This is a genomic window from Promicromonospora aerolata, from assembly GCF_042682255.1.
GTDB lineage: Bacteria > Actinomycetota > Actinomycetes > Actinomycetales > Cellulomonadaceae > Promicromonospora > Promicromonospora aerolata.
Genome location: NZ_JBHUHF010000001.1, coordinates 1173430 through 1196954, shown reverse-complemented (window position 1 = coordinate 1196954; position 23525 = coordinate 1173430). Strand labels below are relative to the sequence as shown.

The following is a 23525-nucleotide window of genomic DNA, read 5'->3' as shown; positions in this document are numbered from 1 at the left end:
CCGTCTGTTCGTCTCGGACGGCGTCCCGCGGGCGTGGACAGCACACTGGGTCGCATGTACCGGAACCTGCGACGGCTGGCGCCCTTGGTCGCCTCGGCCGCACTCGTCCTGTCCGCCTGCGCGCCCGGCAGCGCCGAGGAGGCCCCGGCCGGCCCGGCCGCGGCGGGTCCGACCACGACGGGCCCGACCGCCACCAAGCAGGCGAGCCCGCCCGCGCCGGTCATCGACGTCGCCGACGAGCTGGGCCGCCTCGAGGAGAAGTACCACGCCGTCGTCGGCCTCTACGCGATGGACACCGGCGACGGGACGCGGGTGGCCCACCGTGCGGACGACCGCTTCGCGTTCGCCTCGACGTTCAAGGCGCTGGCGGCCGGGGCGGTCCTGGAACGCAGCAGCGCCGACGAGCTCGCCCGGGTCGTCACCTACGACGCCACCGACCTGGTGGAGTACTCGCCGGTGACCGAGCAGCACGTCGGGACGGGCATGACCATGCTCGAGATCATCGACGCGGCGGTCCAGGTCAGCGACAACACGGCCGGCAACCTCCTGCTCGACGCACTCGACGGACCGAGCGGGCTCCAGGCCGCGCTGCGGGCGGTCGGGGACGAGACGACGGTGTCCGCCCGCTACGAGCCGGAGCTCAACGACGTCACGCCCGGCGACGACCGGGACACCAGCACCGCCAGGGCACTCGCCGGTGACCTGCGGGCCTACGCGCTCGGGGACGTCCTGGACGACGCGGGCCGGAAGACCCTGGTCGAGGCGCTCAAGGGCAGCGCGACGGGGAACGAGACCATCCGCGCGGGGGTGCCGGACGGCTGGGACGTCGGGAACAAGACCGGCACGTCCGGTAACGGGGGACGGAACGACATCGGCGTGCTCTGGCCACCCGACGGCGAACCGATCGTGCTGGCGATCCTGACCCGGACCGAGGACCCCGACGCGGAGCCCGACGACGCCCTCCTGGCCGAGGCGACGGCGGTCGCGATGGAGGCGCTGACCCGCTGAGTCCGGGCCGGCGGCCCCCGGCCGCCCGCCGAACGTAGGGTTCGTCGCTGTCTGGGCGCCCATGATGCGACTACTCCTACGTTCGGCTCAGGTCAGCAGCAGCGTGACCAGCAGGGACACCGGCAGCGCCAGCACCATGCTCAGCAGCGTGATGTCGCGCACCGACGTGGTCGCCAGGCGGAAGTGGCCGGCGAACAGGAAGACGTTCTGCGCGGTCGGCAGCGCGGCCATCAGCACGACGCCCAGCAGCTCGATGCCGTCGAGCCCGAACAGGAAGCGGCCGACCGCCCAGGCGAGCGCCGGCATCACCAGGGCCTTGAGCGCAGTGCCCAGCACCACCTCGGCCCGCGCCTCCCGGCCCATCGGCCGCTGGCCGCGCAGCGACAGGCCGAACAGCAGCAGGAGGAGCGGCACCGACGCGTTGCCGAGCATCTCGACCGGCTGCGAGAGCACCGCGGGCAGGTCCATGGAGACGGTCGCGGCCAGCAGCCCGAGCGCGGTCGCGACGGTGACGGGGTTGGCGAGCGACCGGCCGAGCGTGACGCCCAGCCCGCTCGCGCCGCCTGTCGTCCCGTCCGCCCCGTCCGGCCCGTCCGCGTTGGCTGCGGCGGCCGCGCTGTCCGCGGCCCGGTCCGCCCGGTGCCGGCACCACGCGAACACCGACAGGTACACCGGCGCGATCACCAGGAGCTGCGCGATCAGCACCGACACCACCGGGGCGGCGGTGCCGACGGCATAGAGCGCGATCGGCACGCCGATGTTGCCCGCGTTCACGTACGAGCTCGCCATCGCACCCGCCGCCACGGGCCCGGCGCGCCGCCGGAGCAGCCCGCCCGCGACCACGGCGTACAGCAGCCCGGTGGCCGCCGCCGTGATCAGCGCGATCGGCGTATAGGTGCGCAGCACGGCGCCGAGGTCCGCGTTCGACAGCAGCAGGAACATCAGCGCCGGGTTGGTGATGTAGTAGACGAGCGGCGAGATCCCGCGCTGCATCGCGTGGGCCTCGCCCGGCAGCAGCCAGGCGGCCACGAACCCCACGGCCACCAGCACCAGCACGATCGCGAAACCGAGCAGGACACCGCTCATCGGCCGGCACTCAACGGATCAGGCATGGCTGCTTCGGGTCGAACTTCCAGCCCTTGATCAGGTACTGCATCGCCGCCGCGTCGTCCCGCGCCCCGAGCCCGTGCTGCAGGTAGAGCTCGTGCGCGGCGGCCAGGAGCGCGCGGTCGAGCTCCACGCCGAGCCCCGGCGTGGTCGGCACCTGGATCGCGCCGTCGCGGATCCGGGGCGGCGCCGTCGTCAGACCCTGCCCGTCCTGCCAGATCCAGTGGGTGTCCAAGGCGGTGATCGTGCCGGGCGCCGCCGCGCCCACGTGCGTGAACATGGCCAGCGAGACGTCGAGGTGGTTGTTGGAGTGCGACCCCCAGGTCAGGCCGAACTCGTGGCAGAGCTGGGCCACCCGCACGGAGCCGGCCATGGTCCAGAAGTGGGGGTCGGCCAGCGGGATGTCCACCGCGCCCGCGCGCACGGCGTGCGCCAGCTCGCGCCAGTCGGTGGCGATCATGTTGGTCGCGGTCGGCAGGCCGGTCGCGCGGCGGAACTCCGCCATGACCTCCCGGCCCGAGAACCGGCCCTCGGCGCCGCACGGGTCCTCGGCGTACGCGACGACGCCGCGCATGCGGTCGCCGAGCCGGATCGCCTCGGCCAGCGGCCAGCCGCCGTTCGGGTCGAGCGTGACGCGGGCGTCGGGGAACCGCTCCTTGAGCGCCACGACGGCGTCGACCTCCAGGTCACCGGCCTGCACACCGCCCTTGAGCTTGAAGTCGCCGAACCCGTACCGCTCCTGGGCGGCCTCGGCGAGCCGGACGACGTCGTCGGGTGTCAGGGCCTGCTCGCGGCGCAGCCGACCCCACGCGTCGGACTCGTCGTCCCTGCGCAGGTACGGCAGGTCCGTGGCGTCCGGGTCGCCCACGTAGAAGAGGTAGCCGAGCATCGGCACGGACTCGCGCTGGACGCCGTCGCCGAGCAGCTCCGCCACAGGCACGCCCAGGTCCTGGCCGTGCAGGTCCAGGAGCGCGGACTCCAGCGCGGTGACGGCGTGCACGGTGGTGCGCAGGTCGAAGGTCTGCAGGCCGCGCCCGCCCGCGTCGCGGTCGGCGAACGCGGTGGAGACGGACCGCAGCAGGCTGCGGTACCGGGCGACCGGCTGCCCGACGACGAGCCGGCCCGCCTCCTCGATCGTCGCCCGGATCTTCTCCCCGCCGGGTACCTCGCCGAGGCCGGTGCGGCCGTCGGAGTCGGTGACGATCGCGATGTTCCGCGTGAAGAACGGCGCGTGCGCGCCGGACAGGTTCAGCAGCATCGAGTCGTGCCCGGCGACGGGCACCACCTCGACCCGGGCGACGGTGGGGTGGCCGCTCACTCGGCGGCCCCGCTCGGCTCGTTCGCGCCGAGGACGACGTCGAAGACGCCGTCCACCCGACGCGTCAGGTGCCACGGGTTGCCCGGCCGCACCGGTTCGGGCAGCAGGTACTCGGGCAGGTTCTGGTAGGCGACGGGACGCAGGAACCGCTCGATCGCGAGCGTCCCCACGGAGGTGGTACGGCCGTCCGACGTCGCGGGGAAGGGTCCGCCGTGCACCATGGCGTGCCCCACCTCGACGCCGGTGGGCCAGCCGTTCGCGAGGATGCGGCCGGCGGTGCGCTCCAGGACGGGCAGCAGCCGGGCCGCGGTGTCCCGGTCGGCCTCGGTCAGGTGCAGCGTCACGGTGAGCTGCCCCTCCAGCCGCCCGACGGCGGTCAGCAGCTCGTCGGCGTCCGCGTACCGGACCACGAGCGACGCGGCGCCGAAGATCTCCGCCTGCAGCACCGGGTTGTCGAGCAGAGTGGTCACATCGCTCGCGAACACGGCGGGCGCGGGGGCGTTGTGGGTGTCACCCGGGGTGCCGGCGCCGACCTGGTTCACGCCGTCCTGCGCGGCCAGCGTGTCCACGCCCTGCTGCCACGCCTCGGCGAAGCCGCCGGTGAGCATGGTCTGCCCGGCGGAGGCGGCGGCGGCGCGTCCGGCCGCCGCCACGAAGGCGTCGCCCCGGGGGCCGGCCGGTACGAGCACGAGGCCGGGCGCGGTGCAGAGCTGACCCGACGAGCCGGTCACCGAGGTGAGGTAGGCGGCGGCGAGCGCGTCGACGTCGCCGGCCAGGGCGCCGTCCAGCAGGATGGTCGGGTTGATCGAGCTCATCTCCGCGTACACGGGGATCGGCACGGGGCGGGCCGCGGCCGCCGCGACCAGTGCGAGGCCGCCCGACCGGGAGCCGGTGAACCCGACGGCCCGGATCGCCGGGTCGGTCACGAGAGCCTGGCCGACCACCTTCCCCGGGCCGTAGACCACGGAGAAGACGCCGGGGTGCAGGCCGCACGCCGCGACGGCGTCGGCCACGGCGCGGCCCACGAGCTCGGCGGTGCCCGGGTGCGCGTTGTGCGCCTTGACGACCACGGGGCAGCCCGCGGCGAGCGCCGACGCCGTGTCGCCGCCGGCGGTGGAGAAGGCGAGGGGGAAGTTGCTCGCGCCGAACACGGCGACCGGGCCGAGGGGCACCTTGCGCTGCCGGATGTCGGCGCGGGGCAGGGGAGTGCGGTCGGGCCGGGCGGGGTCGATCCGCACGCCGTGGTGGTCACCCTGGCGCACCACCCCTGCGAACAGCCGCAGCTGGCCGGTGGTGCGGGCGAGCTCGCCCGTGAGCCGGGCCGTGGACAGGCCGGTCTCGTGCGCGGCCCGCGCGACGAGGTCGGGTCCCAGGGCGTCGATGTTGTCCGCGACCTGTTCCAGGAACCGAGCGTGCGGTTCGGGCTCGAGCGTGGAGAAGGAGGGGAACGCCTCCTGGGCGGCGGCGGTGGCCTGGGCGACCTGGGCCTCGTCGAGCAGGGTGTAGGCGGGTTCGAGGGCCTCGGCCGTGGCCGGGTTCTGCCCGGCGAGGGTGCCCGCGGTGCCCGCGAGGGGCGCGCCGGCGACGATCGAGTGGCCGGTGAGCCCGGTGCTGGGCCGCGTGCTGGACCGTGTGGTCGGCTGCGTGGTCATGGTGTCTCCTTCTGGCGGTCGCTGTTCGTCTCGCTGGGCACCGGTCAGCCGGCCAGCGCGGCCTCGCCGGCGGGCCGGACGCCGGCGGCGTCGACCAGGGCGCCGAGGTCCGCGAGGTCCTGGGCGCTCAGGTCCTGCAGGGGTGGGCGGACGCTGCCCATGTCCCGGCCCACGGCCTTCAGCCCGCCCTTCACGATGGAGACCCCGTAGCCCTTGGTGCGGTCGCGGATGTCGAGGTAGGGCAGCACGAACCGGGCCAGCTTCTCGGTGACGGCCGCGTGGTCCTGGGCCCGCACGTCGCGGTAGAAGTCCAGCGCGAACTCGGGCACGAAGTTGTACATGGCCGAGGAGTACGTGCTCATGCCGAGCTGCAGGAGCGGCAGGGCGAACGTCTCCGCGGTGGGCAGCCCGCCGAGGTAGAAGAGCCGGTCGCCGTTGACGGTGTAGACGCGGGTGAGCTGCTCGATGTCGCCGATGGCGTCCTTGAACCCGATGAAGTTGGGGTGGCGCTCGGCGAGCCGGGCAACGGTCTGCGCCGAGTACACGGCGTTGCCCCGGTTGTAGACGATCACCCCGAGGCTCGTCGAGGCGCACACGGCAGAGGCGTGCTCCAGCAGTCCCGACTGGTCGCACTCGGTGAGGTAGGGCGGCAGCAGCAGGAGTCCTTCCGCGCCGCCGGCCTCCGCGGCCTGCGCGTTCTGGACGGCCTGGGCGGTGTTTCCCCCGGCGCTGCCGAGCACCGGTGTGCGCCCGGCGGCGGTCTCGACGGCGAGCCGCACCACGCGGGCCGACTCCTCGGGAGTGAGGCTGAAACCCTCGCCCGTGCCGCCGGCGGCGAACAGGCCGCCGATGTCGAAGCTCGACTGCCAGTCGATGTGCTCGCGGTACCGTGCTTCGTCGAGCCGCCCGTCCCCGGTGAAGGGGGTGGCGGGGAACGACAGCAGCCCGTCCTTGAGGACGGCGGCGAGCTCCTGGGGTGCGTACGTGGCCACGGTGGCCCCTCCTGTGACAGACGTCGGCGATGGCGTGCTGGCGCCAACCTAGGAACCTCGAACGATGCCTGTCCAAGCCCAAGGTTGCATCGGCCCATACCGGAACTGCATCGTTCCCCCCAACGGGGACGTCAGGCCGGGTGGAGAAAGCGGAGGAACTCGTGCAGGGCCGGGTTCTTGGCCCCGCGGTCCCAGATGGCGTGCAGCTCCACGACACCGTGCGGCACGTCGCCGAGCTCCAGGAACGTCACCCCGGACAGGCCGAGGAGGCGGGCCGACTCCGGCACGAACGCCACGCCGCGGCCGGCCGCGACCAGCGAGCACATGGTCAGGATCTGGCTGACGACGTGCACGACGCCCGTGTGCTCGACGGCGATGTAGCGCACCACCATGTCGTAGAAGTAGCGAGCCTTGGTCGGGTGGTGCCCGATCACCGGCTGGTCGCGCAGGTCGCCGACGGCGACGGGTCGGTCCAGCCGGGTCAGCGGGTGGCCGCCGGGTACGGCGAGCACGAGGTCCTCCGACAGCAGCAGACGGGAGTCGAAGCTCTCCTGGTCGAACGGCGGCCGGCCGAGCGCGAGGTCGAGCTCGCCGCGCCGGATCGCCTCGATCTGCTCGACCGTGACGAGCTCCTGGAGGTCCAGGTCGACGTCCGGCATGAACTCGGCGATCTCCTGGACCAGGGTGCCCAGCAGGCTGAACCCGGACGCGGCGGTGAACCCGAGGCGCAGCACACCGGCGCGGCCGGCGGCGATCTTCCGGGCCAGCGCCGGGGCGGCGTCGGCGGCGGTCAGCAGGCGGCGGGCCTCCTCCAGGAACACGGCGCCGGCCGTCGTCAGCTCGACGTGCCGGTTGTCCCGCTCCAGGAGCGGGACCCCGACGGCGCGCTCCAGCTTCTGGACCTGGCGGCTCAGTGGTGGCTGGGTCATGGTGAGCCGCTCGGCGGCACGGCCGAAGTGCAGCTCTTCGGCGACGGCGACGAAGCAGCGGACCTGATCGAGGGTGTACACGATACCTTCCGAGAATCAAGCAATGCAGTAAGAGGCTTAGACAGGCATCGTATGGGCTTCCTATGCTCAACGCCCGACCGGGATATGAGTTTCCTCCGGTCGCGGGCGGTCCCCGTACCGCCCCGCTCCACCATCTCCGACCGTTCAAGATCTCAATGAGGAGAGCTGCGATGACATCTCTGACCCGCCCGGCCCCGCGCATCCGCCGGGCCCTCCTGGGCGCCACCGCCGCCGGTGCCGCCCTGACCCTCGCGGCGTGCGGCGGGAACGTGGGCGGTGGCGACGCCGCGGGTGCCGACTTCCCGGCCGGCCCCGTGACGATCACCGTGGGCCAGGACGCCGGCGGCTCCACCGACCTGATCGCCCGGGCCGTCGCCGAGGGCATGGCCGACGACCTCGGGGTGTCCGTCCCGGTCATCAACCGGGCCGGCGCGAACGGTGCGCTCGCGACCGAGGAGGTCGCCGCCGAGCCCGCCGACGGGCACGAGCTGGTGCTGCTGAACGCGTCGCTCATCACGATCACGCCGCTCGCGGTGTCGGACGACGAGGCGGTCGACCTGAGCGACCTCGACGTGCTCAAGGGCCTCTCGCAGGACGACTACGTGCTGCTGGCCAGCGCGGAGTCCGGCTTCGAGGAGCTCGCGGACCTCCAGGACGCGTCCGGTGGGGTCAAGTACGGCACCACCGGCGTGGGGACCGGGTCGCAGCTCGCGCAGGCGGCGCTGTTCGCGCAGGCCGAGATCGAGGGCACCGCCGTCCCGTTCGACTCCGGCTCGCCCGCGCTCACCGCCGTCGTCGGCGACCAGGTGCAGGTGGCCACCGTGCAGCTCGGCGAGGCCAAGCCGCAGATCGACGCCGGCACCGTGGTGCCGCTCCTGGCGTTCTCGGCGGAGCGCAACCAGTTCCTTCCGGACGTGCCGACCGCCGTCGAGGAGGGCTATGACGTGCCCGTCTCCCAGTTCCGTGCCGTCGCCGCCCCCAAGGGGCTGCCCGAGGACGTCAAGGCCCGGCTCGTGGAGTCGATCGACGCGGCCATCGCCTCGGAGACGTACACGGCGTTCAACGAGAACAACCTGCTGACGCCCCACGAGATCTCCGGCGACGAGGTCACCACCGAGTGGACGGAGCTCGCCGAGAAGTACCGGGCGCTCACCGACGAGTACGACATCAGCCTCGCGGAAGGCTGAGCGGCCCCGTGGAAACGGCAACGAAGGACGCGGCGACGGAGGCCGAGGCCGCACCGCCGCCCGCCGGAGGGTTCGCGAACCTGGCTGCCTGCCTGGTCACCGCCACGGTCGGTGCCGCGGGGGCGGTGGCGGCCGTGGCGCTCGGCCTGGGCACGCCCGCCCAGCCGGGCGCCGGCCTGTGGCCGCTGGCCGTCAGCCTCGCCGTGGTGGTGCTGTCCCTGGCCCAGACCCTCGTCGGGCGCCGGGGCGGCGACGGGGAGAAGTTCTCCCGGTACTCCTGGCTGCCGCTGGCCGGCCTCGCGACCCTGCTCGGGCTCGTGGCGCTGCTGCCGGTGATCGGCTTCGAGGTCCCGTCCCTCCTGCTCAGCGTCGTCTGGATGAAGTTCCTCGGCGGCGAGTCCTGGCGCTCGGCCCTCCTGAACTCGGCGCTCGTCGTGGGCGTGCTCTACGCGGTCTTCGTCGGGGCGCTCGGCACCAACGTCCCCCACCTCCTCTGACCTGCTGACGCGAGGGAACCGCACGTGGAATCGCTGCAGAACGTGGCCGCCGGCTTCGCCGTCGTCCTCGAACCCACCAACCTCCTGTACTGCCTGGTGGGGGTGGTCATCGGGATGCTCATCGGAGTGCTGCCCGGCCTCGGCCCGGCCGCCACCATCGCCATCCTGCTGCCGCTCACCTACGGCGTCGAGCCCGTCACCGCGATCATCATGCTCGCGGGGATCTTCTACGGCGCCCAGTACGGCGGCACCATCACCTCGGTGCTGCTCCGCCTGCCCGGCGAGGCCAGCTCCGTGGTCACCGTGCTCGACGGGCACGCGCTCGCCAAGCAGGGCCGGGCGGGCACGGCGCTCGGCATCGCAGCCGTCGGCTCGTTCGTCGGCGGCACCGTGGCGATCATCGGGCTCACGTTCCTCGCGCCGCTCGTGGCGGGCTTCGCGCTCGACTTCGGCCCGCCCGAGTACACCGCTCTCGCCCTCGTCGGGATCCTCCTGGTCGCCACCATCGCCTCCGGCGCCAAGGTCAAGGCCCTGATCGCCGCCGCCGTCGGGCTGCTGCTCGCCACGATCGGGCGCGACGCCTTCACCGGCGCCGAACGCTTCACGTTCGAGAGCCTGAGCCTGGCCGACGGCATCGACTTCGTCCCCGTCGCCATGGGGCTGTTCGGCCTGGGGGAGATCCTCTACAACCTCGAGGAGCGGCACCGCGCCGTGTCCGCGCCCGGCAAGGTGACGAACGTCTGGCCGAGCCGCAGCGACCTCAAGGAGTCGTCCGGCGCCGTGGCTCGCGGGTCGGTGCTCGGGTTCTTCCTCGGTGTCCTCCCCGGTGGCGGCGCCACCATCTCCTCCATGGCCGCCTACGCGGCCGAGAAGAAGCGCGCCAAGGACCCGAGCCGCTTCGGCAAGGGCGCCATCGAGGGCGTGGCCGGCCCGGAGACGGCGAACAACGCCGCCGCCACCAGCTCGTTCATCCCGCTGCTCACGCTCGGCATCCCCGCCAACGCCACCATGGCGCTCATGTTCGGCGCGCTCCTCATCCAGGGCGTCACCCCGGGCCCGCAGCTCGTCACCGAGGAGCCCGAGCTGTTCTGGGGCGTCGTGAACTCCATGTACATCGGCAACGTGCTGCTCCTGATCATGTCCATCCCGCTGGTGGGCGTCTTCGTCCGGATCCTGCGTGTGCGGGCCGCGATCCTCGCCCCCGTCACGGCGCTGATCACCATGATCGGCGCCTACACCATCAACAACTCGGTCTTCGACGTGCTCCTGGTCGTGGTGTTCGGCGCCGTCGGCTACCTGATGAAGAAGTTCGGCTTCGAGCCGGGGCCGCTCGTGCTGGCCTTCGTGCTGGGCTCCCTCCTGGAGTCCAACCTGCGGCGCTCGCTGCTGATGTTCGACGGGGCGGCGACCGGCTTCCTCGCCCGACCCATCTCCGCGACGCTGCTGGTCCTGTTCGTGGTGGTGGCCCTGCTGCCGCTGGTCCGGTCCGTCCGCAACAGGCGGGCCGCTCCGGCGGACGAGACACCCGTGCAGCACCGAGAGGAAGAGTCAGTATGAGCATCGTCGTCGGCTACGTACCCACACCCGCGGGGGAGGCCGCCGTACGGGCGGCGATCACCGAGGCCCGGCTCCGGGACGAGGACCTGCTGATCGTGAACTCGGCGCGCGAGGGTTCGGTGGTGGAGACCACCGTCGCGACGACGGAGGACCTCTCCCGGGTCCTCACGCAGGCCGACGACGCCGGGGTGCGGGCCGAGGTGGTGCGCGGCACGCACCGCGACGACTTCACCGACGAGATTCTCGACCTGGCCGAGAAGCACGACGCATCGCTGATCGTGATCGGCCTGCGGCGCCGCAGCACGGTGGGGAAGTTCATCATGGGTTCCGTGGCGCAGCGCATCCTCCTCCAGGCGGACCACCCGGTCCTGGCGGTCAAGCCCTCTACGCTCGACGTCGGGGAGGCGCCGACTCCTCGATGAGTCGGCGGCGTGAGCCTGCCAGGTGGACCCGCATCGCCGCGGCGGCGGCCAGCGGGTCCTGCGACTCCAGCGCCGCGAGGACGGCCTGGTGCTCCTGCACAACGGCGGCGAAGCGGTCGGCGTCAGGCTGGTCACCCTCATGCCGGTCCAGCCGGCCGCGCGGCATGGCGATCATCTGGGGGCCGAGCCGGTCCAGCGCCTCCAGCAGGAACCGGTTGGCCGCGGCCTCGGCCACGAGCCGGTGGAAGGCGAAGTCGTGCTGCATCGCCGTCGCCGGGTGCCCGTCGGACGACGCCAGGGCGTCGAGCCGGTCGGCCAGCGCTGCTAGCTGGGCCGGCGTGCGCCGGGTGGCGGCGAGCGCCGCGGCCTCGACCTCCAGTGCCAGGCGGTACTCGACGAGGGCGAGCCGGTCGTCGAGCGAGCGGGCGAGCGGCGGGTCGCCGTCGGCGCCGTCCGCCGGGGGAGTCAGCGCATAGCTGCCGCTGCCTCGCCGGGTGTGGACCAGGCCCTCCAGGTTCAGGCGTGCGATCGCCTCGCGGACGACCGTGCGACTGACCTGGTGCTCGGCCGCCAGGCGCGGCTCGCTGGGGAGCTTTTCGCCCGGGGCGATGTCGCCGCCCACGATGCGGGTCCGCAGCGATTCCACCAGGGTGCCGCTCAGGGTCGTGGCCATGGGCTCATGCTTCCATCTCGGGCGCGCTCAGCGCGGACCGAACACCGCGCTGTCGGTGGTCCAGGCGCGCGCCTGCTCGCTGAACGTCACGCCGAGGCCAGGGCGGTCGGGCACGAGCATGCGGCCGTCCCTCGTCTCCAGGCGCTCGTCGAACAACGGGTCGAGCCAGTCGAAGTGCTCCACCCAGGGCTCGCGCGGGTAGGTGGCTGCCAGATGGAGGTGGATCTCCATCGCGAAGTGCGGTGCCAGGTCGAGACCGGCCTGGTCGGCCAGCGTGAGCAGGCGCAGGAACTGCGTGATCCCGCCGACGCGCGGGGCGTCCGGCTGGATGATGTCGCACGCGCGCGTGGCGATCAGCCGCTCGTGCTCCGCCACCGAGGCGAGCATCTCGCCGGTGGCGACCGGGGTGTCCAGGGCGGCGGCGAGCGCGGCGTGGCCCTCGGCGTCGTAGGCGTCCAGGGGCTCCTCGATCCAGTCCAGGTCGAACTGTTCGAGACGCCGGCCCATGCGCAGTGCGGTGGTGCGGTCCCACTGCTGGTTGGCGTCGACCATGAGGGGCACGTCCGGGCCGATGTGCTCGCGCACGGCCGCGACCCGCGCCAGGTCCTGCTTGCCGTCCGGCAGGCCTACCTTGATCTTGATGCCACCGATGCCCTCGGCGATCGACCGGCTCGCGCGCTCCTTGACCTCCTCGATGCTCGCGTTCAGGAAGCCGCCGGAGGTGTTGTAGGTGCGCACCGAGTCGCGGTGCGCACCGAGCAGCTTGGCCAGCGGCAGGCCGGCGCGCTTGGCCTTGAGGTCGTACAGGGCGATGTCGATGGCCGCCAGCGCCTGGGTCGCCACGCCCGAACGGCCCACCGAAGCACCGGCCCACAGCAGCTTCGAGTACAGCTTGGCGATGTCGTTGGGGTCCTCGCCGACGGCGGTCTGCGCCACCTCCTTCGCGTGCGCGTACTGGGCGGGGCCGCCGGCGCGCTTGGAGTAGGAGAACCCGAGGCCCTCGAACCCCTGCTCCGTGGTGATCTCGGCGAACAGGAACACGACCTCGGTCATCGGCCGCTGGCGGCCCGTGAAGACCTTGGCGTCGGAGATGGGGGTGGCCAGCGGCAGCGTGACGGTCGAGAGCTGCACGGTCCGGATGGCGTCGGGCTGGTACGTCATGGCGCTCCTTTGCGGCGGGTTCAGAAGTGAGCATACAAATAGCGAACCTGTATGACGAATATGGGTGGCACCCTGAGCGCATGACCACGCATCTCGTCGTCGGCGCCGGCCCGGTTGGTGCCGCCCTCGCGTACCGGCTGTCCCAGGCCGGTCGCACCGTCCGGGTGGTGATCCGCTCCGGCACCGGTCCCGCCCTGCCCCGGGTCCAGCGGCTCGCGCTCGACGCGACCGACGCGACGGCGCTCGCGGCCGCCGCCCAGGGTGCGGGCGTGGTGTACAACTGCGCGAACCCCGGGCCGTACCCCGAGTGGGAGCGGGGCTGGCCGCCGCTGGCGGCATCGGTGCTGCACGCGGCCGAGGCGTCCGGGGCGGTGCTCGTCAGCCTCGGGAACCTCTACGGCTACGGGCCGGTCGACGGGCCGATGACCCGGCACAGCCCCCTCGCGCCGTCGGGCCCCCTGGGTGAGGTGCGAGTGCGTGTCTGGCAGGAGGCGCTCGCCGCGCACGAGGCCGGTCGCGTACGGGTCACGGAGGCGCGGGCCTCCGACTACGTGGGGCCCACCGTGACCGACGCGCACGGCGTGCTGCCGGTGTATGCGGCGGCGACGCTGGCCGGCAAGGCGGCGCCGGTCCTCGCCGACCCGGACCAGCCGCACACCTGGACGGCGGTCGACGACGTGGTCTCGACGCTCATCGCGCTCGGCGCCGACGACCGGGCCTGGGGTTCGCCGTGGCTCGTCCCGTCCAGCCCGCCCGCGACGGTCCGCGAGGTGCTGCGCGAGCTCGGTGCCCGGGCGGGCACCGGCGAGCCGCGGCTGCGCCGCGTGCCGCGCCTCGCGCTGCGCGCCGGCGGGCTCGCGATCCCGCTCGCCCGCGAGGCACTGGGCGTGCTCTACCAGTTCGACCGGCCGTTCGTCGCCGACGCGTCGGAGACCAGCAACGTGCTCGGCGTGCGGCCCACGCCGTGGGCCCAGGTCCTGGACGCGACCGCGCCGGCCTGGCGAGCCCGCGTCGCGGCGTAGCGCGCTCCGCTGCTAGCATCGCCGTATGGCGATGACAGAGGCAGTGAGCGATCACGCTCCGGACGGCCCCGCGGCGATGGCGGTGGCCGCCTGCCTGTTCCACGGGTTCTCGGACCCGTCGCGACTGGCGATCCTGCAGCACCTGGCCCTCGGCGAGCACCGGGTGGTGGACCTGACCGGGCACCTCGGCCTGGCGCAGTCGACCGTGTCCAAGCATCTGGCGTGCCTGCGGGACTGCGGGCTGGTCGAGTCCCGCCCGGAGGGCCGGGCCTCGGTGTTCTCCCTGACCCACCCGGAGGCGACGCTCGCGGTGCTGGAGTCCGCCGAGCGGCTGCTCGCCCTGACCGGTGACGCCGTGGCGCTGTGCCCGGTGTACGGGGTCGACGGCTCCGCCGCCCACGCCACCGTGCGGAGCGGGGCGGCCTCATGAGTTCGCGGCCGGAGGTCGAGGCACCGGAGCCGATGACGGAGCGGCTCACGCGGCGCGGCCTGCGCCTGGCCCAGTTCACCGTCGCCTACAACGTGGTCGAGGGTGCCGTGGCGATCACGGCGGGCATCCTGGCCGGCCTGGTCTCCGTGATCGGGTTCGGCATCGACTCCGGCATCGAGTCCATCGCCGCCGTGCTGGTGGGGCTGCGGCTGGCGGCCCGGCTCCGGCACGGTGCGGCCGACGAGCGCAAGGAGCGGATCACGCTGCGGCTCGTTGCGGTCACCTTCTTCCTCCTGGCGGGTTACGTCACGGTCGAGGGCATCCGCAGCCTCGTCGTCGGTGAGACGCCGGAGAGCTCGCCGCTCGCGATCGGGCTCCTCGTCGCGTCGCTCGTCGTCATGCCGCTGCTGGCCGCGGCCAAGCGCCGCGTCGGGCTCGCGCTGGCAGACCCGCTCATCCTCGCCGACGCCGCCGAGACCCGGATCTGCGTGCTGCTGTCCGTGTCGACGCTGGCGGGTCTCGTGATCTTCGCGCTGACCGGAGCCGCCTGGGTGGACCCCGTGGCCGGGTTCGTGATCGCGGCGTTCGCCGTCCACGAGGGCCGTGAGGCGTGGGAGGGCGAGCTGGAGCACGACCACGGCCATGACCATGACCATGACCATGACCATGAGAGGGCCACCACCGATGGCTGACCACCAGCACCACGGCCCGCCCGGCGGGCAGGGCGGCCGGCGGCGCCTGGCCGTCGCGTTCGGCATCACGGCGGCGGTCTTCGTCGCGCAGGCGGTGGGTGCCGTGGCGACGGGCAGCCTCGCGCTGCTGGTCGACACCGGGCACATGCTCACCGACGTCGCCGGCCTGGGCATCGCGCTGTTCGCCGCGTCGCTCGCGCTACGACCGCCGTCCCCGCGCCGGACGTGGGGCTTCCGGCGGGCCGAGGTGCTGGCGGCGCTGGCCCAGTCCGCGGTGCTGCTCGCCGTCGGCGGCTATGCGCTGGTCGAGGGCATCGGCCGCCTGGCCGGCCCGGCGCACGCCCCCGGACCGGGCCTCCTGGTGTTCGGCATCGTGGGCCTGGTCGGCAACGTCGTGGCGCTGCTCGTGCTGGCGGGCGGCAGGTCGGCATCGCTCAACCTGCGCGCCGCCTTCCTCGAGGTGGTGAACGACGCGCTCGGCTCGGTGGCCGTGATCGTGGCCGCCGTGGTGATCGCGACCACCGGCTGGCAGCGGGCCGACGCCGTGGCGGGGCTCGTCATCGCCGTGCTGATCCTCCCGCGGGCGGCGAAGCTCCTGGCCGTGTCGACGAACGTGCTGCTGGAGGCCACGCCGTCCGGGATCGACCTCGACCAGGTGCGCGCCCGGCTCCTGGAGGTGGAGAACGTCGAGGGGGTGCACGACCTGCACGCGTCGCTGGTCGCCACGGGGCTGCCCACCATCAGTGCCCACGTGGTGGTCCGGGACGCCTGCTTCCGCGACGGGCACGCTCCACCGGTCCTCGACGCCCTGCAGCGGTGCGTCGCCACCGAGTTCGACGTACCCGTCGAGCACTCGACCTTCCAGCTCGAGCCGGCCGAGCACGCGCGCCACGAGGCGCCGACGCACGCGTGACGACGACCGCGGCGGTCAGCGGGCCGTAGCGCCGTTGTCGCCGCAGACGCGCTCGACCAGGTAGCGCCAGCCCGTCTCGAAGCGCTCGGTGGCCGCCGGGCCGCCCGCTCCGGGATCGCCGAGGGGCTGCCGCAGGAGCGGTCCCTCCAGCGCGGACGCGAGCTGGGCGGGGAGCAGGTCGAGGTCGGCTCCGGGCAGCTCGAGCTCCCGGAGCAGGACCCGGATGTGGATCTCGGACAGCGGAGGCCTGCGGCCGCCGGCCCCGCGTCCGCCGACCGCCGCCCGGGCCACCTCCTGGTTCTCCGCGAGGAACCGGATGCGGGCGCAGCCGTAGGCGATCAGTCGGTCGACGGGCGGCGCGCCGGGGCCCAGCGGCGGGGGGCCGGACAGGATCCTGTGCTGCAAGGTGCGCTCGCTGTCGTCCAGGAGGGCCTGGAAGATGCCCGCCCGCGTGCCGAACCGGCGGAACACGGTGCCCTTGCCGAGCCCGGAGCGTTCGGCGAGCCGGTCCATGGTGAGGCAGCCGGGCCCTGCCTCGTCGAGCAGCTCGCGCGCGGTGGCGAGCAGCAGCCGACGGTTGCGGGCCGCGTCGGCCCGCTCGGGCGGCGGTGCGCCCCACGTCAACGGTGTGCTCATGTCCGGATGCTATCGGGATCCGGATAACCGGGGTAAAGTCCGGTTAGATCGGCCACGGTGGTCGACGGCAGGTAGCAGGAGGACAAGATGGCAGACATGAACACCGGGGTCATCGAGGCGTTCCGGGCGAACGCGGGCGTGCTGGGCGACGACGTCGCGGGCGGGCACTTCACCGGCAAGCGGCTGGTGCTGCTGCACCACGTGGGGCGCGTGAGCGGCACGGAGTACGTGACGCCGCTGGTGGCCGCGACCGACGGCGACGCGTACGTGATCACGGGCTCGCTCGGTGGCGCGCCCAAGGACCCGGCGTGGGTTGCGAACGTCGAGGACGGCCCCGGCGAGACCACCATCGAGATCGGGGACAGGGCCATCCGGGTGAAGACCACCGTGGTGCGCCCGACGTCGCCCGAGTGGGAGCGGCTCTACGGCATCTGGGCCGAGTACTGGCCCGACGCCAAGGAGTACGAGACCCACACCGACCGCAAGTTCCCGGTCATCCGGCTCGAGCCCGTGGGCTGACCCGGGTCGTCAGCCGAGCGAGCGGGCGAACTCCCGCACGCGTGCCGCCATCTCGGCGGGCACCTCGCCGACCGTGAAGTGCCCGCCCTCCTCGAGGCGGTCGAACACGCGCAGATCGAGATAGTGGCGGCGCGCGAGCGACTCCGGGTACGACCGTTCATGGCGCTGGATCAGCACCGCGGCGGGTACGGAGGTGGGCGGGATCGGGTCCGGCTGGTCGGCACCCTCGTAGTACGGCCGGAACGACGAGCCGATGGTCTGCGTCGCCCAGTAGATGGTGGCCTCCGTGAGGATGCGGTCGCGCGAGATGCGCCGCTCCACCGCCCGGGGGTCGCCCGGCGGGGTGTCGCTCCACTCGACCAGCTTCTCGGTGAGCCAGGTGAGCAGGCCGGCGGGGGAGTCGTTGAGCGCCGTCGCGAGAGTGTCGGGCCGCGTGGCCTGCACGTGGCCGTAGGCGCCGTCGACCGTGTGCTTCGCGGCGAGCTCGTCGAAGAACGCGCGCGCCGCCGGGTCGGTGAGCACCGTGCGCTCCTCGCTGGTGGGAAAGTGCGCGTGCGTGGCCACGATGCCCGCGACGTGCTCGGGGTACCGGGCGGCGATGAGGTCGCTGACGTTGGCCGTGACGTCCTCGCCGTAGGTGAGGTACCGCTCGTGGCCGAGCACGTCGGTCATCAGCGAGTGCATCGTCGCGGCCAGCCGCTTCTCCGACATCACGCCCTCCGCGTACGGCGTGGAGAACCCGAAGCCGGGCAGGCTCGCCACGACCACGTGGAAGTCGGGCAGCAGGTCGGCGAAGTCGAGCTGCAGGGCGAACGTGTGCGGCCAGCCGTGCAGCACGAGGAGCGCCGGGGCGTCCGCGTGCTCGGAACGCAGGTACGCGAAGTGCAGGTCCACGTCGCCGATCTCGGCGAGGAACTGCGGGTGCGCGTTCAGCCAGGCCTCGCGCGCCCGCCAGTTCCAGCCGATCCAGGCGTCGACCAGCTCGCGCAGGTACGCCGCGGTCATGCCGGAGGCGGGACGCCGGGGCGAGTCGTCCGGGATCCGGCTGCGCGCCAGCCGGTCCCGCAGGTCGGTGAGCACCTGGTCCGGGACGTGCACCGTGAACGGTCGTGGTTCGCTGTGTGCCTTGCTCATGTGGCCGACGTTATGCCGAGTCACCGACATCCACCGGGCCACCGACGTCCACCGCGCGTCCGGCCCCGTCAGCGCGGCAGGTCGCGCCGTCGCACCCCCGCGAGCCCGGCCGTGATCAGCGCCGCGGCGAGGCCGAGCAGCACGAACGGCGACCACGGCGTCGTGTAGTAGGGGCTGACGTGCGCGAACGGCGAGGTGACGAGGTAGAGCACGTCGGGCAGGCCGGTCTTGACCAGGATCTCCCCGAGGACGCCGACGGTGAGCGCCACCCAGGCCACCGGGACGGTGGCCCGCGGCGTGAACCCGAACGCCAGCGTGACCACGCCGATCAGCACCCACACGGCCGGGATCAGGCGGAGCGCGACCGGCAGCACGCCGTCGACGTCGGGCGCCGACGCGGCAAGGGCGAGGCCCAGGGTGGCAAGCACCGCCGCGGAGCCGGCCAGGGCGGCACCGACGGACGCGGCAGCCCAGCGTGCACGGGGGACGGGGGTGGCGAGCGTCAGCTCGGCGATGCCGGACGTCTCGTCGTGCCGTACCCGCAGGACGGTGAGGATCGCGTAGGCGGCGACGGGGAACACGAGCACGAACTCGACGTAGACGAAGAACGCGGCGGCGGGGTCGTCGAGCCCCATGACGGCGGCGTAGTCGGCCGCCCAGGGGGTGCGGGCGTAGTCGGCCACCGCCGCGGCGCCGCCGGCGCCGAACGCGAGGCCGAGCACGACGAACACCGCCGACCAGACGAGGAACGGCGTCCGGTTCTGCCGCCAGGTCATGCCCACGACGCCACGGAGATACCCGGGGGCGGCCACGCGTCCGCTCCGCGCGGGGAGCAGTCCGGCACCGACGTCCCTGCGGGCCGAGAGGGCGAACGCGAGCGCCAGTGCGACGGCGACGGCGGTGAGCACCAGCCCGAGCGGCCACCACCGGTCGCCCGCGTACGCGCGGGTGCCCTCGAGCCAGCCGCTGGGGGAGACCCAGGTGAGCCACGCCGTGCCGGTCAGGTGGCCCAGGCCGCGCACGAAGTGCAGGCCGTAGACGATGACCACGGCGACCGCGCCTGCGGTCCGCGCGTGCTCGAGGACCTGGGTCAGGACGGCGGCGACCGCGACGGCGGTCCAGACGGCGCCGGTGGCGACCAGGCCGAGCAGCAGGGACCCGGTCGGGGGCAGCCCGGAGGCGGCGAGGCCCGCGGCGGAGACCAGACCGATCAGCACGCCGGACAGGCCGACGAGGAGGACCGCCGCGGCCAGCGGGGCGGCGTGCCCGACGGCGGACGACCGCACCAGCTCCAGCCGCCCGCGCTGTTCCTCGGACCGGGTGTGCCGCACGACGAACAGCACGGCGCCGATGGCCGCGAAGATCGTGGTGCCGCCGAACGCCTGCTGCGCGACGAGCGCCTCCGGGGTGGCGGCGAACGCCTGGGCCTGGAACAGGACGAACATGGGCAGGGCCTGGATCTGCGCGTACCGGTCCTGGACCGCCTGCTCGGTCGGGTAGGTGGCGCCGGCGGAGGTGCCGCCGCCGACCAGCACCACGACGATCAGCAGGCCCCAGAGGGGCAGGAGCAGCCGGTCCCGGCGCAGCGCGGCCGCCAGGAGCGGTCGTGTGCCCGCGAGGGCGTGCCTGCGGGCGGTGCTCGGGGTGGTGACGATGGTCATCGGGTCGCCTGCGCCCCGCCGTGCCGGTGGCCGGTGCCGCGCTCCTCGACGGCGTCCCGCACGTCCTTGCCGGTCGTGGACCCGGCGAACTCGCCCATGGCGGCATAGAGGTTCATGATCCCCAGCGCGACGCGGGCCGACCCGATCGCCTCCTCGGGCTCCTGCCCGAACCGCCGGGCGATCTGCCCGATCAGGAGCGCGATCCCCGAGTGCATGGCGGTCATCACGGTGGCGGCGTCCCGGGCCGCGTCGCTGCCCGTAGGGAAGCGGTCGGGCCACGTCCCCGTGAGGAACTCCTGGGTGCCGTCGGCGAGCTGGTCGAAGACGTCGTCGGCCGCCGTCGAGCCGTCCAGGGCGGCACGTGCGAGGTAGCGCAGCAGGAGCGGCGACTCGTCGAACAGCTCGCCCAGTGCGTCGGCGTCGGCGAGCCGGTCCTTCGTCGCGAGGTGCAGGACCCTGCGGCGGAACACCTCGACGATCAGCTCGTCGCACGCGAGGCGCAGCCCGTCCTTCGTGCCGAAGTGGTGCTGCACCAGGCCCACGGAGACCCCCGCTGCCTGTGCGATGCCGCGCATGGTGGCGCCGGACACGCCGTGCCGCGCGAACTGTTCCAGGGCGGCGTCCCGGATCCGGGCGCGGGCGTTGAGATCCCCGTCGGTGTGCTGGTGGGTCGGCATGGGCCCAACCATACGAGCGTATTGCCGACCATACAAGCGTATTGCCCGTCGACGTTGAGACTAAACATTTGTTTAGTCTGGATCGGTGAGCGCACCGGAAGGCCCGACCGCCCGTACCCGGATCCGGGACGCCGCGCTCGACCTGTTCGGGCGGGACGGGGTCAACCGGGTGACCGTCCGCGCCATCGCTGCCCGGGCCGACGTCTCTCCCGGGCTGGTCGTCCACCACTTCGGCTCCAAGGAGGCGCTCCGCCGCGAGTGCGACGCCTACGTGGTCGCCCTCGTGCGCGGGACCGGCGACGCCGGACGTCACGACGACGTGGCGGACCGGGTGATGGCCGGCGACGGTGCCGGGCTGTCGGCGGTGCTCGATGCCGCGACCCCCGTCCGCCGCTATCTCGCCCGTGCCTTTCTCGACGGCACGCCCGAGGCGGCGCGGCTGTTCGACGAGCTCGTCGAGGTCACCACGGCCTGGCTCGCCGACGGCGAGCGGGAGGGGTGGGTCCGGGCGACCTCGGACCCCCGCGCCCGAGGCGCGATCTACGTGAGCTGGCTGCTGGCGCCGCTCGCGTTCTCCGACCACCTCGAGCGGGTGCTCGGGGTGGCGGACCTGCACGAGACCGACGCGACCATCGAGCACGCCCGGGTCGCGCTGGAGATGTTCACGCACGGGGTCTTCGCCGACGAGCGTGCGCTCGCGGCGTGGGACACGGCCGCCAAGGAACGGGAGAACCCATGAAGGCGCTCATCATCACCCACGGAACCCGGGGCGATGTCCAGCCCTTCGTCGCGCTCGGGGACGCGCTGCGCCGCGCGGGGCACGAGGTCCTGCTCGCCGCGCCGGAGGAGATGGCTGCGCTGGTCGAGCGGTACGAGGTGCCGTTCGCGCCGCTCAACGACGGTACGAAGGCGCTGATGGACGATCCGGCGATCAGCGCGGCGATCGAGACCAACTATCGCGGGGTGCGCGGCAAGGTGGCCGCGGTTCGGGCGATGCGCCTGAGCAGACCGCTGATGGAGAAGGCGTTCGTCGACGCGACCGCCGCCGCGGACACGGACGTCGACGTCGTCGTCCACCACAGCGGGCTGCCGATGCACTACCTCGCCGAGCGGCTCGGCGTTCCAGCGGTGCCCGTCTGTCTCCAGCCCGGCTGGGTCCCGACCAGCAGCTTTCCCGCCCCGCAGGTCCCCGCCGGCCTCCCACCACGGCTCAACCGGCTCAGCTATGCGCTGACCGGCCCGGCCTTGCGGATGCTCTCCCGGATGGGCGACCGGTGGCGGTCCGAGACGCTCGGGCTGCCGCGCCGGCGGCACCAGCACGACGTCACGCGACGCCCAGACGGCGAGCACACCCTCGTCCTGCAGGCGTTCAGCCCGCACGTGCTGCCCAGCCCGCTCGACTTTCCCGACTGGGTGCGGACCACCGGGTTCTGGTTCGTGCCCGAGACGCCGGACTGGACCCCGCCGGAAGAGCTGAGCACCTTCCTGGACGCGGGGGAACGGCCCGTCTACATCGGCTTCGGCAGCATGTCCGGCACGGAGCCCGCCCGCGGCGGCCGTCCGCCGCGCGGGCGTGCGGGCCGTGCTGGTCACCGGCTGGGGCGGGATCGACACCGTGGGAGCCGGGGCCGGGCTCGGTGACGACATCCTGGTGCTCGACGAGGCGCCGCACGACTGGCTCTTCCCGCGGATGGCGGCGGTCGTCCACCACGGGGGGACCGGCACCACCTCCGGTGCGCTGGTCTCGGGGCGTCCCCAGATGATCTGCCCGTTCCTGGGCGATCAGCTGTTCTGGGCCCGCCGGATGGAGCAGGTCGGCGTCGCCCCGGCCGGGCAGCCGCAGTCCCGGCTCTCGCCGGAGGGGCTGGCCCAGGCGCTCGGGCGAGCCGTCTCCGACGAGGCGCTGGCGGCCCGCGCCACCGACCTCGGCGCGCTCGTGCGCGCCGAGGACGGTGTCACCGCCGCGGTGGGCGCTCTCGAGCGCCACCTCGCCCCCAGCCTGCTGTGAGGCGGGTCAGGGGTTCAGGGCGACGGCGACCGTGCCCGCCGGTCCCTCCCGGAACGTGAGCTCGGCGCCCGTCGTCGGCTCCGTCCAGGACGTGCCCGGCGCGAACGGGGCGTCGTCCAGGCCGTCCGACGAACCGGGGGTCGAGTCGACCACCCGGACCGGGCCGTGGCCGGAGGGCACCGAGGCGTCGACCGTGTAGACGAGGGCGCCGCGCGCGGCGATGCCCTGGTCGTAGCCGAGGGGCTGCCGGTTCTCGACGACGACGGCGCGGGTCGCCGAGACCGGGTGCACCAGCATCGTGTCGCGACCCGGGCGCGGCTCGCCCGACTCGGCGACGGGGCTCAGCCGCGCGGTGGTCGTCCGCCCCGGTTCGGCGCACACCACCTGCTCGTCGTCGAGCCAGCCGAGCTGCCACCGGTGCCAGCCCAGGTACTCCGGACCCTGCCCCGAGATCAGGCCCATCAGGTCCCAGCCGCCCACCGCCGCGTGCCAGTTCCCCGGGTCCTCCGGCGGCGCCTCGAACAGGTACAGGTCGGGCAGGCCGAGGCTGTGCCCCGTCTCGTGGGCCAGGACCAGCCCGCCCCAGCGCCACTGGTCGTACCCGAACGTGACGGCGTGCGTGAGGTGGTTGCCGTCGGCGGTGACGTCCAGGTAGTTCGTCGTCGGCGAGTACGTGATGTTCTGTGCCTGCTTCGTGGCGGACACCCAGACCACGTCCACGTCGGAGAAGTCGAAGGTGGCGTCGGCCGCCGCGATCGCGTCGCCGATGTACCGGACGTGGTCCTCGTAGGTCAGGCCTCGCTCGAACGGGTAGGCGGTGGACGGCTCGGGCATCCGCACCCAGCCGTCCGACGCCGTCGTCTCGACGTCGAGGCGGCCACCCGAGACCTGCTCCAGGTACTCGACGCCCGACGCGAGGTTGGCCTCCGCCTCGTCGAGCGAGCCGGCGGGCGCGGGGTGGTCCTCGAAGTCGACGAAGAGCTGGGCAGCCTTCAGCGTGCCCACGGCGGGCAGGCCCTGCTCGTCGACCGGGAAGCCGGACCCGAGCCCGTCGACGGCGGCGGGCAGCCGGCAGTCCGCCGCCGAGGCGGGAGCCGTCACCGACGGGGGCCGTGCCGTCGCGGGGAGGGCGGTCGCGGTGGTGCCGAGGAGGCCCACGGCGAGACCGGTGGCCACCGTGCGCAGGGCGGTACGGCGGACGGTACGGCGAGGTCGGCGCTGGACGTGCTGGTGCATGAGTTCCCCACTC

General features: G+C 73.4%; 25 protein-coding genes. 13 read left to right on the top strand and 12 right to left on the bottom strand.

Annotated elements, in window-relative coordinates:
* Positions 1–54 precede the first annotated feature (54 nt).
* Positions 55–1008: a class A beta-lactamase gene (bla, locus tag ACFSL2_RS05420; RefSeq protein WP_377196866.1), complete on the top strand. Its 954-nt coding sequence runs from the start codon at positions 55–57 to the stop codon at positions 1006–1008.
* 87 nt (positions 1009–1095) lie between these two features.
* Here bla and ACFSL2_RS05415 read toward each other — a convergent pair whose 3' ends face one another.
* The 5 genes from ACFSL2_RS05415 to ACFSL2_RS05395 all read right to left on the bottom strand — a co-directional run bounded on the left by ACFSL2_RS05415 (position 1096) and on the right by ACFSL2_RS05395 (position 7087).
* Positions 1096–2094, bottom strand: coding sequence for an AEC family transporter (locus tag ACFSL2_RS05415; RefSeq protein ID WP_377196865.1), 999 nt, complete (start codon positions 2092–2094; stop codon positions 1096–1098).
* A 10-nt stretch (positions 2095–2104) separates the two neighbouring features.
* Positions 2105–3433, bottom strand: a complete 1329-nt coding sequence (locus tag ACFSL2_RS05410; protein ID WP_377196864.1) for an enolase C-terminal domain-like protein — start codon at positions 3431–3433, stop codon at positions 2105–2107.
* Positions 3430–5085 (bottom strand): aldehyde dehydrogenase (NADP(+)), encoded by a 1656-nt coding sequence (locus tag ACFSL2_RS05405; protein WP_377196863.1) that lies wholly within the window; start codon positions 5083–5085, stop codon positions 3430–3432. The genes ACFSL2_RS05410 and ACFSL2_RS05405 overlap by 4 nt, the downstream gene beginning before the upstream one ends.
* A gap of 44 nt (positions 5086–5129) precedes the next feature.
* The gene (gene kdgD, locus ACFSL2_RS05400; protein WP_377196862.1) at positions 5130–6077 is read right to left on the bottom strand and encodes a 5-dehydro-4-deoxyglucarate dehydratase; all 948 of its coding nucleotides are present in this window, start codon (positions 6075–6077) and stop codon (positions 5130–5132) included.
* Between the two features lie 131 nt (positions 6078–6208).
* Complete coding sequence (locus tag ACFSL2_RS05395; RefSeq protein ID WP_377196861.1) at positions 6209–7087, bottom strand: LysR family transcriptional regulator; 879 nt, start codon at positions 7085–7087, stop codon at positions 6209–6211.
* A 170-nt stretch (positions 7088–7257) separates the two neighbouring features.
* Between ACFSL2_RS05395 and ACFSL2_RS05390 the strand changes: the two genes are divergently transcribed.
* Genes ACFSL2_RS05390 through ACFSL2_RS05375 form a run of 4 tightly spaced genes read left to right on the top strand, consistent with a single transcriptional unit; the run spans position 7258 to position 10750 of the window.
* A complete protein-coding gene (locus ACFSL2_RS05390; RefSeq protein WP_377196860.1) occupies positions 7258–8274 on the top strand; it encodes a Bug family tripartite tricarboxylate transporter substrate binding protein in 1017 nt (338 codons plus the stop codon).
* A gap of 8 nt (positions 8275–8282) precedes the next feature.
* Positions 8283–8771 carry a tripartite tricarboxylate transporter TctB family protein gene (locus tag ACFSL2_RS05385; RefSeq protein ID WP_377196859.1) on the top strand — a complete coding sequence of 163 codons (489 nt, stop codon included), beginning with the start codon at positions 8283–8285 and terminating at the stop codon, positions 8769–8771.
* A 24-nt stretch (positions 8772–8795) separates the two neighbouring features.
* Entirely contained in the window at positions 8796–10328 is a 1533-nt protein-coding gene (locus ACFSL2_RS05380) for a tripartite tricarboxylate transporter permease (protein WP_377196858.1), read from the top strand.
* Positions 10325–10750, top strand: a complete 426-nt coding sequence (locus ACFSL2_RS05375) for a universal stress protein (RefSeq protein WP_377196857.1) — start codon at positions 10325–10327, stop codon at positions 10748–10750. Before ACFSL2_RS05380 ends, ACFSL2_RS05375 begins: the two co-directional genes overlap by 4 nt.
* Here the strand turns inward: ACFSL2_RS05375 and ACFSL2_RS05370 are convergent.
* Together ACFSL2_RS05370 and ACFSL2_RS05365 are read right to left on the bottom strand one after the other, a co-directional pair.
* Positions 10713–11423, bottom strand: a complete 711-nt coding sequence (locus ACFSL2_RS05370) for a FadR/GntR family transcriptional regulator (RefSeq protein WP_377196856.1) — start codon at positions 11421–11423, stop codon at positions 10713–10715. The two genes, ACFSL2_RS05375 and ACFSL2_RS05370, sit on opposite strands and share 38 nt — an antisense overlap.
* A gap of 27 nt (positions 11424–11450) precedes the next feature.
* On the bottom strand, positions 11451–12584 hold the full coding sequence (locus ACFSL2_RS05365) for an L-talarate/galactarate dehydratase (RefSeq protein WP_377196855.1): 1134 nt from the start codon (positions 12582–12584) through the stop codon (positions 11451–11453).
* 80 nt (positions 12585–12664) lie between these two features.
* Here ACFSL2_RS05365 and ACFSL2_RS05360 point away from each other — a divergent pair, with 80 nt between their 5' ends.
* From ACFSL2_RS05360 to ACFSL2_RS05345, 4 genes are read left to right on the top strand one after another with little or no spacing between them, the layout of a single operon-like run.
* Positions 12665–13606, top strand: a complete 942-nt coding sequence (locus ACFSL2_RS05360) for an NAD-dependent epimerase/dehydratase family protein (RefSeq protein WP_377196854.1) — start codon at positions 12665–12667, stop codon at positions 13604–13606.
* A gap of 25 nt (positions 13607–13631) precedes the next feature.
* A complete protein-coding gene (locus tag ACFSL2_RS05355; protein ID WP_377196853.1) occupies positions 13632–14036 on the top strand; it encodes an ArsR/SmtB family transcription factor in 405 nt (134 codons plus the stop codon).
* Positions 14033–14728, top strand: a complete 696-nt coding sequence (locus ACFSL2_RS05350; RefSeq protein WP_377196852.1) for a cation diffusion facilitator family transporter — start codon at positions 14033–14035, stop codon at positions 14726–14728. Before ACFSL2_RS05355 ends, ACFSL2_RS05350 begins: the two co-directional genes overlap by 4 nt.
* Entirely contained in the window at positions 14721–15641 is a 921-nt protein-coding gene (locus ACFSL2_RS05345) for a cation diffusion facilitator family transporter (RefSeq protein ID WP_377196851.1), read from the top strand. Before ACFSL2_RS05350 ends, ACFSL2_RS05345 begins: the two co-directional genes overlap by 8 nt.
* Positions 15642–15656: 15 nt before the next feature.
* Here the strand turns inward: ACFSL2_RS05345 and ACFSL2_RS05340 are convergent, their stop codons facing one another.
* Positions 15657–16277: a TetR/AcrR family transcriptional regulator gene (locus tag ACFSL2_RS05340; protein ID WP_377196850.1), complete on the bottom strand. Its 621-nt coding sequence runs from the start codon at positions 16275–16277 to the stop codon at positions 15657–15659.
* An 87-nt stretch (positions 16278–16364) separates the two neighbouring features.
* Between ACFSL2_RS05340 and ACFSL2_RS05335 the strand changes: the two genes are divergently transcribed.
* The gene (locus ACFSL2_RS05335; RefSeq protein WP_377196849.1) at positions 16365–16796 is read left to right on the top strand and encodes a nitroreductase/quinone reductase family protein; all 432 of its coding nucleotides are present in this window, start codon (positions 16365–16367) and stop codon (positions 16794–16796) included.
* Positions 16797–16805: 9 nt separating this feature from the next.
* Here ACFSL2_RS05335 and ACFSL2_RS05330 read toward each other — a convergent pair whose 3' ends face one another.
* The 3 genes from ACFSL2_RS05330 to ACFSL2_RS05320 form a co-directional block, all read right to left on the bottom strand.
* A complete protein-coding gene (locus tag ACFSL2_RS05330) occupies positions 16806–17930 on the bottom strand; it encodes an epoxide hydrolase family protein (protein ID WP_377196848.1) in 1125 nt (374 codons plus the stop codon).
* A gap of 68 nt (positions 17931–17998) precedes the next feature.
* Positions 17999–19591, bottom strand: coding sequence for a hypothetical protein (locus ACFSL2_RS05325; protein ID WP_377196847.1), 1593 nt, complete (start codon positions 19589–19591; stop codon positions 17999–18001).
* Positions 19588–20268, bottom strand: coding sequence for a TetR/AcrR family transcriptional regulator (locus tag ACFSL2_RS05320; RefSeq protein WP_377196846.1), 681 nt, complete (start codon positions 20266–20268; stop codon positions 19588–19590). The genes ACFSL2_RS05325 and ACFSL2_RS05320 overlap by 4 nt, the downstream gene beginning before the upstream one ends.
* An 85-nt stretch (positions 20269–20353) precedes the next feature.
* Here ACFSL2_RS05320 and ACFSL2_RS05315 point away from each other — a divergent pair, with 85 nt between their 5' ends.
* The 3 genes from ACFSL2_RS05315 to ACFSL2_RS05305 are packed head-to-tail and all read left to right on the top strand — an operon-like array spanning position 20354 to position 22276.
* Positions 20354–21007 carry a TetR/AcrR family transcriptional regulator gene (locus tag ACFSL2_RS05315; protein ID WP_377196845.1) on the top strand — a complete coding sequence of 218 codons (654 nt, stop codon included), beginning with the start codon at positions 20354–20356 and terminating at the stop codon, positions 21005–21007.
* On the top strand, positions 21004–21909 hold the full coding sequence (locus ACFSL2_RS05310; RefSeq protein WP_377196844.1) for a glycosyltransferase: 906 nt from the start codon (positions 21004–21006) through the stop codon (positions 21907–21909). The genes ACFSL2_RS05315 and ACFSL2_RS05310 overlap by 4 nt, the downstream gene beginning before the upstream one ends.
* On the top strand, positions 21884–22276 hold the full coding sequence (locus ACFSL2_RS05305) for a glycosyltransferase (RefSeq protein WP_377196843.1): 393 nt from the start codon (positions 21884–21886) through the stop codon (positions 22274–22276). The genes ACFSL2_RS05310 and ACFSL2_RS05305 overlap by 26 nt, the downstream gene beginning before the upstream one ends.
* Positions 22277–22282: 6 nt before the next feature.
* Here ACFSL2_RS05305 and ACFSL2_RS05300 read toward each other — a convergent pair whose 3' ends face one another.
* Entirely contained in the window at positions 22283–23512 is a 1230-nt protein-coding gene (locus ACFSL2_RS05300) for a M6 family metalloprotease domain-containing protein (protein WP_377196842.1), read from the bottom strand.
* Positions 23513–23525 lie beyond the last annotated feature (13 nt).